General features: G+C 69.4%; 9 protein-coding genes and 2 pseudogenes. 5 read left to right on the forward strand and 6 right to left on the reverse strand.

What is annotated here, in order from left to right; genetic code table 11:
• Nucleotides 1-202: 202 nt before the first annotated feature.
• From OG623_RS01705 to OG623_RS01720, 4 genes are all read right to left on the reverse strand, one after another.
• Nucleotides 203-1,174 carry an iron-containing redox enzyme family protein gene (locus tag OG623_RS01705; RefSeq protein ID WP_406143609.1) on the reverse strand — a complete coding sequence of 324 codons (972 nt, stop codon included), beginning with the start codon at nt 1,172-1,174 and terminating at the stop codon, nt 203-205.
• Between the two features lie 28 nt (nt 1,175-1,202).
• A complete protein-coding gene (locus OG623_RS01710) occupies nt 1,203-1,481 on the reverse strand; it encodes a CDGSH iron-sulfur domain-containing protein (RefSeq protein ID WP_406143610.1) in 279 nt (92 codons plus the stop codon).
• Nucleotides 1,465-2,151, reverse strand: coding sequence for a HemK2/MTQ2 family protein methyltransferase (locus OG623_RS01715; RefSeq protein WP_406143611.1), 687 nt, complete (start codon nt 2,149-2,151; stop codon nt 1,465-1,467). Before OG623_RS01715 ends, OG623_RS01710 begins: the two co-directional genes overlap by 17 nt.
• 95 nt (nt 2,152-2,246) lie before the next feature.
• Complete coding sequence (locus tag OG623_RS01720; protein ID WP_406143613.1) at nt 2,247-2,783, reverse strand: isochorismatase family cysteine hydrolase; 537 nt, start codon at nt 2,781-2,783, stop codon at nt 2,247-2,249.
• 424 nt (nt 2,784-3,207) lie between these two features.
• Here OG623_RS01720 and OG623_RS01725 point away from each other — a divergent pair, with 424 nt between their 5' ends.
• On the forward strand, nt 3,208-3,687 hold the full coding sequence (locus OG623_RS01725) for an SRPBCC family protein (RefSeq protein ID WP_406143614.1): 480 nt from the start codon (nt 3,208-3,210) through the stop codon (nt 3,685-3,687).
• 94 nt (nt 3,688-3,781) lie between these two features.
• Nucleotides 3,782-5,413: a phytoene desaturase family protein gene (locus OG623_RS01730; protein ID WP_406143615.1), complete on the forward strand. Its 1,632-nt coding sequence runs from the start codon at nt 3,782-3,784 to the stop codon at nt 5,411-5,413.
• Here the strand turns inward: OG623_RS01730 and OG623_RS01735 are convergent.
• Both OG623_RS01735 and OG623_RS01740 read right to left on the reverse strand, forming a co-directional pair.
• Nucleotides 5,410-6,173 (reverse strand): annotated as a pseudogene (locus OG623_RS01735) (class II glutamine amidotransferase). The gene OG623_RS01730 and the pseudogene OG623_RS01735 overlap by 4 nt on opposite strands.
• A gap of 472 nt (nt 6,174-6,645) precedes the next feature.
• Nucleotides 6,646-7,392, reverse strand: a pseudogene (locus OG623_RS01740) (glutamate-cysteine ligase family protein).
• Nucleotides 7,393-8,008: 616 nt separating this feature from the next.
• On the opposite strand from OG623_RS01740, the gene OG623_RS01745 reads away from it, so the two are divergent.
• From OG623_RS01745 to OG623_RS01755, 3 genes are all read left to right on the forward strand, one after another.
• Nucleotides 8,009-9,217 carry an IS110 family transposase gene (locus OG623_RS01745; protein ID WP_406143617.1) on the forward strand — a complete coding sequence of 403 codons (1,209 nt, stop codon included), beginning with the start codon at nt 8,009-8,011 and terminating at the stop codon, nt 9,215-9,217.
• Nucleotides 9,218-9,866: 649 nt separating this feature from the next.
• Nucleotides 9,867-11,333, forward strand: a complete 1,467-nt coding sequence (locus tag OG623_RS01750; protein WP_406143618.1) for an aminotransferase class I/II-fold pyridoxal phosphate-dependent enzyme — start codon at nt 9,867-9,869, stop codon at nt 11,331-11,333.
• Nucleotides 11,334-11,798: 465 nt separating this feature from the next.
• Nucleotides 11,799-14,072 carry a catalase gene (locus OG623_RS01755; protein WP_406143620.1) on the forward strand — a complete coding sequence of 758 codons (2,274 nt, stop codon included), beginning with the start codon at nt 11,799-11,801 and terminating at the stop codon, nt 14,070-14,072.
• Nucleotides 14,073-14,110 lie beyond the last annotated feature (38 nt).

Consider the following 14,110-nt stretch of genomic DNA (forward strand, 5'->3'; position numbering starts at 1 on the left):
ATGTCGGCCCCATGAATAGACATCGGCTTCGTGGCCATGATCGCAGCCGGCCGGCCGAGGTCAGCGGCAAAGCAGTGCCCGCCGCACTGCGGCGTCGGGAGCTTCACCTGCCTGGGCGTCCCAGGTCCGGCGATGCGAACCGGGTGACCGACGGACAGCCCTCGAAACGCGCGCTCTACGCAAAAAACGCCTCACTAGTGATTCAGAGCTGCTCGCTGAACAGCGCCGACCGACCCGTCTGCCAGTGGTTCAGGAGGTGAGATGCCAATCGGTTCTCCACATGCACGGTGGCGTCGGCTCCGAAAGCCACGTCCGAATCGAGATGCGGCTCATCAGCGAGGAGACCACCGATCACTTCTCGCCGTACGACCTGTTCATGTACGGCATCCGCCTCCACGTGCTCGTCATAGAAGCGCTCCGCCGCAGAGCCGGCGCCGGTGCGAACCATCGCCGCGGCGAGGCGACGTGAACCGGGCGACGAGGTGACCTCGACGCATGCGAAGTGGCCGACCAGCGCGCCGCGCAACGCCCGGTGCAACCCGAACAGTGTCATCACGTTCACGACAGCGAGGGCGGGGGCGGGGGCTGCCGCCAAGTAGTGGCCGTAGTTCGTGTTCAGGCCCAGGTCCGTCATCAGGTCGGCGAAGAGCTGGGCGTGGACGTTCTCGGCGCGTCCGGCACCGAACTCGTCGTATTCGATGGCGACCATGCCCGCCTTGGCCCGGCCACGGAGCCTCGGGATCACCCAGGCGTGTGGATCCGCCTCTTTGAGATGGTACAGAGAGCGCAGGGCGGCGTATTCGCGGATCTGCCACAATTCGCCCTCATGCTCAAGGTAGTGGGCGACGCTGCCCTGCTGATCGGTGGCCTCGATCAGCAGCTCACCGAACGCCTCGTCGGTCGAGCGGCCGGAGAGCACATCGGCCCGCAGAGCGCTGAGGAAGCGCCCCTCCAGGGCCTGGCGCAACGGCATGAGCACGGGGTCCCACTCACGGTCGTCGGCGACACCGGCGAAGCCGCGGTAGTGCAACTCGTAGAGCGCATAGAGGGCCAGCTGCAGGTCCTCCCCGTACGGGTCGGCGGCCGCGGCCACGTCCACCGTCGGCGGGGTCCGGCCCGACGAGCCGAGGGCAGCGAACAGACCGGCCGAAATCGGCCCCCTCGGGTAGGGCATGGCGGGATCGGTAGTGCTGTTGCTGTGATCAGTGGACGTCGCGGTCATGGGAACCCTTTGAGTCGCTGTCGGAGGACGGGGCGCAGCCTGCACGGCGGCCGGTGCCGGGATGTTTCCTGCGGCGGCGGTGGCTGGTGTCGCACCACGGGTACGCCCGGCTGCGACGACAGGTGCAGAGGGCGACGACGAACCGGTCGGAGGTGGCGATCGTGCCGTCCTCCCGGACGATCTCCACCGGCCCTTCGATCAGGATCGGGCCGTCCCGGACAACGGTCACGCGCCTGGCGCGGTCAGCTTCGTTCGGCACGGATGATCACCAGTTCCTCGGAGTCCTCGCCTGCGCCGATCAGCCCCTGGGCCCGCAGCCAGGGCAACCGCCGGGTGATCACGGGGCCGAAGGGTACGGAGGACCGGTCGGTCACTGAGCAGCGCAGACCGGTTCCGGTCAGTTGCCTGAGTGTTTCCTCCACGCCACAGAGCCCGGAGTGCACCAGGAGCAGTGCACCGCCCGGCCGGAGCACGTGCCGGGCCTGGGCGCAGATCCGGTCCAGGGTCTGCCGTCCGCCATGGCCGGCGTCCCAGGCAACCGCCGAGCCATGACTGCGGGAGCGACGTACCCCCGGGGTGGGCACGTACGGTGGGTTGCTCATCACCAGATCGAAGCGCTGCTCAGCGACCGGCGCGGTCAGGTCCCCGTGCAGCACCCGGATGCGATGGCCGTCGCGGGCAGCGTTCATCCGCGCGGTCAGCACCGCCCGCCAGGAGATGTCGGTCGCCGTCACTCGGGCACCCATGCCTGCGGCCAGCACGGCGAGCGCGCCGCTCCCCGTGCAGAGGTCGAGGACGTCCGTCCCCGCTCTGATCCCCTCGTCACGAAGAGCGTTGGCAAGCAGGTAGGTGTCCGACTGCGGAGCGTATACCCCGGGCAGTGTCCGCAGGTTCCCGATTCCGGTGGTCCGTGAGGTAGCAGTCGTCATCCGAATTCCTCCAGGTGAGAATTGACAGCTTCGGCTCTCTGCTCGCCCCGCCAGGTGCGTGTACCCAGCACACTGGCCCTGCGACCAGGCCCGGCTCACCACACGACTTCCGCGGCCTGGGTGATGTCGGCGTCCATGTTCCGCCCCATCATCGAGAGCGCAGCCTCCGCGAGTTCGGGGTGGATGGCTGCCACGGCGTCGGCGGGTACGGTCACGCCGAGATGACGGATGTGCGCGTCGAGCGCCGAGTAAAGGATGCACTGTTCCGTCACCTGGCCGGTCAGAACGAGTTGATGCACGCCCAGCTGTCCCAGCAGATATGTCAGGGGCGTCTCGTAGAAGATGGAGTGTCTGGCTTTGACGATGAACAGGGAGTCGGCGTCCGGGCGCAGTGGCTCCACGAGGGCAGCGTGCGGCTTCGACAGCGCGTGGTCGAGCAGCTCCCCGTGATGGGAGCGCCACTGGCCCCAGTTGTCGTTGGCGTAGATGACCGGGGCACCGGCCGCGCGTGCACGGTCGAGCAACGACACGATCCCGGGGAGCGCCGCCTCCGCGGCCGGCAGCAGGAGTTCCGCGTCCTGGTGCTCATAGGTGTTGATCATGTCGATGATGATGAGTGCCGAGCCCGTCATGCCAACACCATCTCCCTGTTCGTCGTACGTCGTGGCTCGCGGTTACCGGGACGGCACGAGTACCCTCAGCCTCCGTCGCGAATCGGTCTGCGGCAGGAATCCCTCAGCGGGCCGGTCGCAGCGATGCCGCCGTCGTTCTCCCACTGCCGCGCGAGCCGCGCCCACCCACTGCGTGGCGCAGACCGAGGCGTAACGTCGTCGGTCACGGCCCTCGTGCGGCCGGTCAGGGCACTCGCGGCGGACATAGCACCTCCACGCAGCCGACGGTCCAGCGTCTTCACCCAGGATGGCCCCCGCGCCGGGCGGCCGCGCTCCGACAGCCGACCGACGCTGCCGGCAGCTTCTCCCCGCGCGAAAACGCGCGCACGCGCCTAGCGTGGAATGGCGTGGAGAGCGACGCGACAGCTGGAGCAACGGAGGGGTCATGGCCGTCCGGCACCGATTGATCAGGACGTCTCCCGCCAACGTCTGGAGAACGCTGTCGGACGTCGAGCGGTACGGGGAGTGGGTGGTCGGTACCTCGCGGGCCGGACTGGACGAGGGGCGGTGGCCGGAGCTGGGAGCGGCTCTCCGCTACGAGATCAAGTTCGGACCGCTCGCCCTCCACAACCGGACCGTCGTGCGGCGCAGCGAACCGGACACCGCCCTCGAACTGGAGGTGGACAGCGGCGCGCTGGGGACCGCGAGGATCGCGATCGAGATCCGGCCCTGGGGGAAGGACACGCTGATCATCTTCGACGAACACCCGTTGCGCGGAGCGGGGGGTGCCCTGCACAACGGCCTCTTGGACGCGGCGCAGCAATTGCGGCACCGCGCGATGCTGGGCCGGCTCGCCCGGCTGTGCGAGGACAACGAGGGGCCGGTCCACCCTGCTCCCGGGCGGCCGCGACCGCGCCGGGCGTGAAACAAGGCGGGCCTGGACACCGGGAGTGTGCAACGGGACGGGCCTGCACGCAGCCGCTCCGCCGGGGGCGGCCCTACTGAGCCGGGAGCGACGCATGCCGGACGCCGTAGTGATCGGGGCGGGCCCCAATGGGCTGGTCGCAGCCAATCTCTTGGCCGAAGCGGGCTGGAGCGTCGAGGTGCTGGAGGCACAGGACGAGCCCGGAGGCGCGGTTCGGCACGACCGGGGGGCGGACCCCGAGTTCACCAGCGACCTCTTCAGCGCCTTCTATCCTCTGGCGGCCGCCTCCCCGGTCCTGGCCGGCCTGCACCTGGAGCGGGAAGGGCTGAGCTGGAGCCATGCCCCGAAGGTGCTCGCTCATCCCCTGCGGGATGGCCGCTGCGCCGTCCTCAGCCGCGACGTGGAGGAGACGGCCGCAAGTCTGGAGGCGTTCGCCCCGAGGGACGGTGCCGCGTGGAAGGAACTCGAAAGAGTCTGGGAGGCGCTGCGGCCCGACCTGCTGGACGCCCTGTTCACGGCGTTCCCGCCAGTCCGCGCCGGAGCCCGGCTGGCCTTCCGGCTGCGCGCTGCGGGCGGGCTTCGACTGGCCAGGACGATGGTGCTGCCGGTTCGGCGCCTGGGAGAGGAGGAGTTCCGCGGCGAGGGCGGCAGGCTTCTTCTCGCGGGCAACGCACTGCATGCGGACCTCGCGCCGGAGGCGGCCGGCAGCGGTGGTTTCGGCTGGCTCATGGCCATGCTCGGCCAGACCTACGGCTTTCCCGTTCCCACCGGCGGCTCCGGGGCCCTCACCGCCGCCCTCGTCAGCCGACTGGCACAGCACGGCGGCGCCGTCCGCTGCGGGGAAGAGGTCACCGAGGTCATCGTCCGCGGCAGCCGTGCCGTCGGCGTCCGCACTGCGAGCGGCGAGGCGGTCCCGGCCCGCAAGGCGGTCCTGGCCGATGTCTCCGCGCCCCAGCTCTACGGCCCCCTGGTGCCCGAACACCACCTCCCGGGACGGCTGCTCGCCGACCTGGAGCGCTTCCAGTGGGACTTCGCCACATTCAAGGTCGACTGGGCTCTGGACGGTTCAGTTCCCTGGACCTGCCCCGAGGCCGCGCAGGCTGGAACCGTCCACCTCGCGGACGGCATCGACGCCCTCACCCGCTTCGCCGCGCAGATCGCCATGGGCCGCATCCCTGACACGCCCTTCGCGCTCTTCGGCCAGATGACCACGACAGACCCCAGCCGCTCGCCCCGTGGCACCGAATCCGCTTGGGCCTATACCCATGTACCGCACCTGGTGAAGGGCGACGCCGGAGACGATGGGCTCACCGGCGCCTGGAACGCCCGCGAGCAAGAGATCATGGCTGACCGGATCGAGGCACAGGTCGAGCGGTACGCCCCTGGTTTCCGCAGCCACATCAGAGCCCGGCGCATCCTTGCCCCGCCCACGTTGGAGAGCCTGGACGCCAACCTGCACGGTGGCGCCATCAACGGCGGAACCACCGCCATGCACCAGCAACTGATCTTCCGCCCCTCCCCCGGCACCGGCCGCCCGGAGACCCCTGTCGCCGGCCTCTATCTCGCCTCCGCCTCCGCGCACCCCGGCGGAGGAGTCCACGGGGCCCCCGGAGCCAACGCCGCCCGGGCCGCGTTGCGGCGGCAGCGCACCGACGTCCTGTCACACCTCCAGATCCGACTGACCAACCGCGACCGCAAGGGGCAGCACGGGGAGCCGTTCAGTTAGGCGTGGCCGGGAGACCGCGCCCAGCCCTCCGGGCATCTGATGGTGCCGTTTGCGGGCCCATCACCCGGGAGCACGGGTACGAACGGCAGGAACTCGTCAGTGCCCGCCTGGACGAGTGCGTAGCTGCTTTCCGGCACCTCGTTCCAGACACCCGGCAGACCGCTCAGCGGCTCGGAGACCACCAGGCGGGTGTCGTCGGAGACCCGCCTCAGGAAATCCAGATCCGGTTGCAACGCCCGCACCGTGTCCGCCCGGTCGCTGCAGAACAGTGATCTGGAAGCCCGGCGGCTCGAATGGCGGAAGACCCACAGCTCTTCGCCGTCGGTCACCGCCACGGTCATCTGGAGTGGGTCCTCCACGCCTTCCTCGCGCCCCACATGTTCGATGAGCCCCGCCATACGTGCCACGGCACCCGGCACGTCCTGGTCGAGGCCGAAGGTGACCGCGAGGTAGAACATCACCTCCGAGTCAGTGGACCCTTCGACGGCGGAGAACAACGCCGGGTCGAGGGAGAGCGACAGCTCTCGCCGCAGGCGTGGGAAGTCCGCCACAGCCCCGTTGTGCATCCACATCCACCGGCCGTGCCGGAACGGATGGCAGTTGGTCTGCTGTACCGCCAGCCGACACCGCAGCCGTCTCCGTTGGTCGTCTCGACGCCCGGTCGGGAGTGCAGGCTATGGTCGATGAGCGAGTGCTCAGGTTCGTAAAGAAGGTCTCCGAGGACCACGCTCGTGCCGGAATAGGCCAACCATCTACACAGGAGGGCGTCTCCTTCCCAGCAGTGCTGAGCGGGACGGTTTCTGGCTGCGAGGCTGTGTCATCGGCCCGTGACCGTCCGACTGCTGTCGTGTTGACCACGCTACCGACTCCGCGAGCCGATCGCACAATTGCGAGCTGGCACACTCGCCCACGCGCCACGCGGGTCCGTGTGGAAGCGGGCTCTGTGGAGCACCGCCGCCGGACTATCCCCGAGTCGGCGCGTGCCGGACCTGACAGAAATCCGGACAGAGCGGGAAGGGCAGTGGCGATGGCACCCCCTGCGGAGAAAGCGAAGGGCTGGCCCCGGGCCGACAAGGCACCGGTTCTTCCCCGGTACAGGTCCAGCGTGCCGATCAGGGTGCCGTCCTGGCCGAGAGGTATCGAAAAAGAGCGCGCGCACCCCGAGTTCCACAACCGTTGCCACCGGTGACGAGACTGTCACCCGGGCCGTCGAAGAAGTGCCCTGCTCATCGTCAGCCCCGCGTTCTCGCCACGCATTCGACGACGGCGGCGCGCAGGCTCGCTGTCTTCGCCATCAGCCGACGCTGGACCCGAGCACCCGACCCGCGCGACGCCACGGCCCCCAATGCCGTGTTCACGGCGGCCAGGTCGCAGCTGTCCTCCAACGCGTCCCGGACATGAGCGAGCAAGGCGTCCACGACATCTTTGGACGGCTCGGGCCTCATGGTCAGGGGATGCAGCAAGCAGCCCTCCAGGCCGGAGCGGGCTGCTTGCCAGGCCGCCGTCCGAAGAAGGCTCACTGGCAGCGCGTCCGGCGGCTCGCCGGCTCGCCAGCTGCGAGCAGCCGTCTCCACGAGCCCGCGCACGAGGGTGGCGGGCAACGCGGTGTCTGCCGGGTCAAGGCACACGTCCGCGACTCTGATCTCAACGGTGGGATAGCGGTGCGAGAGCCTGGCGTCGATAGAAGGACTGACCGGCAGGGGTGACGTCGCCAGCGCCACGACGGCGGCGCCGAAACCCGCTGCGCTCTCGGCTGCCTCGGCTCGCCAGCGCAGGATCCTCTCCGCCAGTTCGGACATGTCCGAACGCGGCTGGGTAGCGAATTCCAGCTATTGGTGGTGGAGGTCGGGCTCGAAGGCCTGGTGCCCGTCGGCGTGACGGTCCGCAAACGCCAGAACCGCTGTGGAGAGAGCCTGCGGTTCGCCGCTCCGCGCGTCAACGAGCAGGAGTTCCTCTTCCACACCGACCGTTCTGGCCATCGTCTCCCTCTGCGCTTCGTCGGCCCTCGCTCAGGCGGCCCGTGCGGCAGTCGCTCGGGTCCGGGACCGCCTTGTTTCCCCGGGGCCGACCCCCGACAGCCTTCCGTGGACCGGCCCCGCAAGCTCGTTCGGTAGACCTTTCAAGGCTCCCGCATCGCGGAGCACACCGCACCACGACGCCCGTGACCGCGGCGCACGTCTTCGGGTGGCGGGGCACGCGTCCAAACCCGTCGCACTGCGCAGGCAGCAGATCATCCCCACCTGTCCATCCCCCAGCCTGTACGGCGTTTCCAAGCGGACAAGTACTGGGATCAGCGGTTGAGGGCGGCCAGGATCAGCGGCTGAGCCTGGCCCCCCTTATCCTTTTCGCGGTCCTGCAACGGGGCCGCTGGCCTCTGGGTCCGGCATGACTGTGTCCCCCTGTCGAAGTCGATGACCTGGGGGGTGGTGTCACCGGGCCCGGGGGTGTTCGTCGGAGACGCTGATCAGAGGTCCGGCCACCGTCCGGTCCGGCGCAATGCCGGGCAGTTCGCGGGCGGCAGGTCTGCATAACGTGGATGCGCGAGCACGACACCCGAGCCGAGGCCGGCACCGTCAAACCCCCTGGGCGGGCGCGATGTTCGAGATCGAAGACGTGGGCGTGTTCCTCGGCCTGGACGTCGGCAAGTCCGCCCACCACGGCCACGGGCTCACCCCGGCCGGGAAGAAGGTCTTCGACAAGCCGCTGCCCAACAGCGAGCCGAAGCTGCGGGCCGTGTTCGACAAGCTGACCGCGAAGTTCGGCACCGTCCTGGTCATCGTGGACCAGCCCGCCTCCATCGGCGCCCTGCCCCCGACGGTCGCCCGCGACGCGGGCTGCCAAGTGGCCTACCTGCCCGGCCTGGCCATGCGCCGCATCGCCGACCTCTACCCCGGAGAGGCCAAGACCGACGCGAAGGACGCGGCCGTCATCGCGGACGCCGCGCGAACCATGCCGCACACCCTGCGCTCGCTGGAACTGACCGACGAGATCACCGCCGAGCTGACCGTGCTGACCGGCTTCGACCAGGACCTCGCAGCCGAGGCCACCCGCACCAGCAACCGGATACGCGGCCTGCTCACCCAGTTCCACCCCAGCCTGGAACGCGTCCTGGGGCCCCACCTCGACCACCAGGCCGTCACCTGGCTCCTGGAGCGTTACGGATCCCCGGCCGCCCTGCACAAGGCCGGCCGCCGCCGGCTCATGGAACTGATCCGCCCGAAGGCCCCGCGCATGGCCGCGCGACTGATCGATGACGTCTTCGACGCGCTCGACGAGCAGACCGTTGTCGTCCCGGGCACCGGCACCCTGGACATCGTCGTGCCCTCCCTGGCCGCTTCCCTGACCGCCGTGCACACCCAGCGCAGGGCGATGGAAGCCCAGATCAACACCCTGCTGGAGGCCCACCCTCTTTCCCAGGTCCTGACCTCGATGCCCGGCGTCGGCGTCAGGACCGCCGCAGTCCTGCTGACCACCGTCGGCGACGGCACCAGCTTCCCCACCGCCGCCCACCTGGCCCCCTACGCCGGACTCGCACCAACGACGAAATCGTCCGGGACCTCGATCCACGGCGAACACGCACCCCGGGGCGGAAACCGGCAGCTCAAACGCGCCATGTTCCTCTCCGCCTTCGCCTGCATCAACGCCGACCCCGCATCCCGGACCTACTACGACCGTCAGCGAGCCCGCGGCCAAACCCACACCCAAGCCCTCCTCCGCCTACGCATCAGCGTCCTGTTCGCCATGCTCCGCGATGGCACCTTCTACGAATCCCTCACGCCCGCGGACATCGAACTCGCCGCATAACCCCAGCAACCTGAACCACCCCAAACCCGACAGGGCGCCTTGACGAACGGCATAGAGGCACCCCCCGCTGATCAGTCTGCCGTGGTGTCGACGAGGATCAGGTCGGTCACGGCCTTCAGGCCGCCTTTCGCGAGTGCCCTCCACTGACGGTCGGCGGGCGTTCCCTGCCGCAGGAGGCGCCCGCCTCTTCCAGCCGCTCGCTCACGGGCGTGGCCACCTCAATCTGCGTCTGCAGGAGCGCGGGGCTGCACCTCGTCCTCCCCGACGCTCACGGCCATTCCCGCGGCGGCTCTCACCTGCTCCCCTGCGGCGACCGGCAACCCGGTAATCGGGTCGAGCACACATGGTCTTCTTCCACGCCGATGGTGACCGGTTCCACCCGATCAGTCTCACTGCTCGGCCCACGCCATCGACGCAGGACACGAGAGCGTCGTGCGAACGTCTCCTCCTCGTTCGTGCCCGTATGCCAACGGTTCTGTCGGCCGGCCCCGCGTCCGGCCGCCGCGCCGTCACCTGCGGGGCGTCGGCCGGTCGGGGTGCGGTAGCCGATACGGCGCAGGGGCGCAGACGGCTCGTGACGGGCGGGGCCGGACGGGCGAAGACAGCCGCTTTCCTGTTTTCATCCCGGTCCACAGGGCACCGACGTCACATGGACCACTCGAAGGCACCGGTGCTGGAAGCACTTGAGGCTTACCACGCCGAGCAACAGACGCCGTTCACCCCGCCGGGCCACAAGCAGGGCCGGGGCGCCGACCCCAGAGTCCGTGCGGTTCTCGGGGACGCCGTCTTCCGCTCCGACGTACTCGCCATCAGTGGTCTCGACGACAGAACCTCCTCGCACGGCGTCCTCGCCGAGGCTCAAGCGCTGATGGCAGACGCCGTAGACGCCGAGCACACGTTCTTCTCCACTTGCGGGAGTTCGCTCTCCGTAAAGGCCGCGATGCTGTCGGTCGCGGGCCCGCACGAGACTCTGCTCGTCGGCCGGGACGCGCACAAGTCGGTGATCTCGGGGCTCATCCTCTCCGGCGTACGCCCCATCTGGGTCGATCCGCAGTGGGACGGCGACCGGCACCTCACGCATCCGCCCTCCAGCGAGTCCTTTCACGCGGCGTTCCGCGACCACCCAGAGGCCAAGGGTGCGCTGGTCACAAGCCCCACGCCCTACGGGACGTGCTCCGATCTCGCCGCCATCTCCGCCGTCTGTCACGGGTACGGCAAACCGCTGATCGCCGACGAGGCGTGGGGCGCACACCTGCCGTTCCACCCCGACCTCCCCACCTGGGGCATGGACGCGGGCGCGGACGTGTGCGTCACCTCGGTACACAAGATGGGCTCGGGGCTGGAACAGGGTTCCGTGTTCCATCTGCGGGGCGACCTGGTCGACCGGCACGTGCTCAGTTCGCGCGAGGACCTGCTCGGAACAACCAGTCCGTCCACTCTCATCTACGCGGCCCTGGACGGCTGGCGGCGGCAAATGGTCGAACACGGGCGAGACCTGTACGACAGGGCCCTGTCACTGGTCGCGGGCGTGCGGTCCCGTATCGAGGCGATCGACGGAATGCGTGTGCACGGCCGCGCCGATTTCTGCGGGCCGGGACGGGCCGCGGACATGGACCCCCTCCAGGTCATCGTGGACATCACCGGCCTGCACATCTCCGGGTACAGCGCGGCCGACTGGATTCGCGAGCACCACCGCGTCAATCTGCACCTCAGCGACCACCGCCGGATCAGCGCCCAGTTCTCCCACGCCGACGACGAGGAGTCCGCGGAACGGCTACTCACCGCCTTCGAGGACCTCGCGCGTCATGCCGAGGAACTGCGGCCGGCGCCCGAGATGCACGTCCCCGGGCCCGCCGAGCTACGACTGGAGCAGGTGGTGCTCCCCCGCGACGCCTTCTTCGGTCCCACCGAGCAGGTGCCCTGGCGGAAGGCGGCAGGCCGCGTCAGTGCCGAAATGCTCACCCCCTACCCGCCGGGGATTCCTGCGGCGCTGCCCGGCGAGCGGCTGACCAAGGAGGTGCTGGAGTACCTGCGCGGCGGAGTCGACGCCGGCATGGTGATCCCCGACACGGTGGACAGCGAGGTGCGGAGCGTACGTGTTGCCGTGGAAGAGTGAGCGGGCGCGCTGACGGCCCGTATCCAGCTGTGTACGGTCTTTCTGGGCTCGTCCGGCATCGGCAACGTGAGCACGACCGTTCCTTCCATCCACCCTTTCGTCGCCATCCTCGGGTCCGGGCATTCGGATCACACGCAGGAGTTCGCCGATGCCACGGCGGGCGAGGAGGCTCGTCGTGTGATGCCCGCCGCGGCGCGTCCTGCCTGCACCGCCGCAGACCTGACCGGGCAGGCCGATGATCCGGCTGTCGCGTCGATTGAGCACCCTGCCTTACGGGCCGGTGTTGCTCAGGAAGACGCGACCAGACGGACCAGCCTCGTCCGGCATCGGCAACGTGAGCACGACCGTCGACCTACTGCGCGGCCTGCCGGAGACGTCCGCCATTTTCCCCCGAGTGCACCGCTACGAAGTACCCGGAGCCGGGCACTGATGCGTAGACCCGCCCCCTCTCATCAGGAGAAGTCCATGAGCGACGACACGAATCCCCTTCAGTCAATGATCGACAAGGCCGCCGACGCCGTCCTCGGCGGCGATGGGCCGAAGGACGGCGTGCCGGGTGCGCCGAACAGCGCCGCCCCGTCCGTCGAGGAGCCGACGGAGCCACGTGACCCGCTGCCGCCCAAGCCCGACCAAGCCGGGCCGGAGACGGTCAGTCCCACGGGCCGGCCGACCGGAGCCGACCCGGGCCGTAACGCGCAGAGCGGCGCCTACCTGACCACAGCGCAGGGCACGCGGCTGTACGACACCGACCACTCCCTGAAGGCGGGTCCTCGCGGGCCGGTCCTGCTCCAGGACCACCACCTGCGGGAGAAGATCACCCACTTCGATCACGAGCGCATCCCGGAGCGCGTGGTCCACGCGCGTGGCGCAGCCGCCCACGGGGTGTTCCGCGCGTACGGTTCCGCGGCGAAGGTCTCCCGGGCCGCCTTCCTGGCCAAGGATGTCGAGACACCGGTCTTCGTGCGGTTCTCCACGGTGCTCGGCTCCCGCGGCTCGGCGGACACCGTGCGGGACACGCGGGGCTTCGCGACGAAGTTCTACACCGAGGAGGGTGTTTTCGACCTCGTCGGGAACAACATCCCGGTCTTCTTCATCCAGGACGCCATCAAGTTCCCCGACATCATCCACGCCGGCAAACCGCACCCCGACCGTGAGATCCCGCAGGCGCAGAGCGCGCACGACACGTTCTGGGACTTCGTGACGCTGCACTCCGAGGCAACCCACCACACCCTGTGGAATATGTCGGACCGGGGCATCCCACGCTCGTTCCGCATGATGGAGGGTTTTGGCGTCCACACCTTCCGGCTCGTCGACGCGGGGGGCGGCACCACGCTGGTCAAGTTCCACTGGAAACCCAAGCTCGGCAGTCACTCCCAGGTCTGGGAAGAAGCCCAGATCACCGGCGGTGTAGACCCCGACTTCCACCGCCGGGACCTCGCCGACGCCATTGAGGCAGGCGCCTTCCCCCAGTGGGAGCTGGGGGTGCAGACCTTCCCAGACAACCCCGAGCAGACGTTCCAGGGCATCGACCTGCTGGACCCCACGAAGATCGTTCCGGAGGAGCTGGCTCCCGTCCAGCCGATCGGCCTGATGACCCTCAACGCCAACCCGTCGAACTATTTCGCCGAGACGGAACAAGTCGCCTTCCACGTGGGCAACATGGTGCCGGGCATCGACCTCACCAACGACCCGCTGCTCCAGGGCCGGCTGTTCAGTTACGTCGACACCCAGCTCACCCGGCTCGGCGGCCCCAACTTCCCCCAACTGCCCATCAACCGGACCCACGCTCCGGTCAACGACATGCTGAGGGACGGCATGCACCAGACCGCGGTCCACCGGGGCGTCGCGCCCTACCGGCCCAACTCCCTCGACGGCGGGTGCCCGTTCCTCGCCGGCGCGGACACGGGTGCGTTCGTGGAGGTGCCCGCCGAGGTCGCCGCGAGCCGCAAGGTGCGCGAGGCCCCCGAGTCGTTCGACGACCACTTCAGCCAGCCTCGCCTGTTCTGGCTCAGCATGAGCCCGGTTGAGCGCGAACACATCATCGCGGCCTACACCTTCGAACTGGGCAAGTGCTACGAACAGCCCGTCAAGGAACGCGGGCTCAAGGTGCTCGCCCGGATCGACGGTGAGCTGTGCGCGCAGGTCGCCGCCGGGCTCGGTCTTCCCGCGCCGGAGGCCGACGGTCCCCTCGCCGAGCCGGAGCCCAGCCCGGCCCTGTCGCAGATCGGGCAGGTCTGGCCGGTGGACGGCCGCGTCATCGGGATCGTCGCAGACCAGGACGCCGACCTCGACGGTGTCCGCGCAGTCCGCGACGCCGTTCAGGACGCCGGCATGGTCGCGCTGGTCATCGCACCCTCCGGCGGTGTCCTGGACGCGGACGGTGACCCGGTCACCGTCCAGCGCACCTTCGCCGCCGCCCGGTCCGTCGAGTTCGACGCCGTCCTGCTCGCCGGCGCTCCCGGACGCGGCGACGACGCCATCGGCTCCCGTGACGCCAAGGCCGGCGACGGGCCCGACCCGGCCACAGACCCCCGGGTGCTGCTCCTGGTCAACGAGGCATACCGGCACGGTAAGGCCATCGGCGCGTGGAACAACGGGGAACAGGTCATCACAGCGGCCGGCTGCTCCCTCACCGCCCCCGGCATCGTCACCGGTCAGGCCGCTGCTCAGGTGCTGGACGACGTCACCACACTGCTCGGCTCCCACCGAGTCTGGGACCGGTTCCCAAGCACTGTCTGACGCGACCACTGCGCCGCCACGCAACCTCGCGGCGGAGC

Origin of the sequence: Streptomyces sp. NBC_01012 (assembly GCF_045162755.1) — a bacterium.
Taxonomy (GTDB): domain Bacteria; phylum Actinomycetota; class Actinomycetes; order Streptomycetales; family Streptomycetaceae; genus Streptomyces.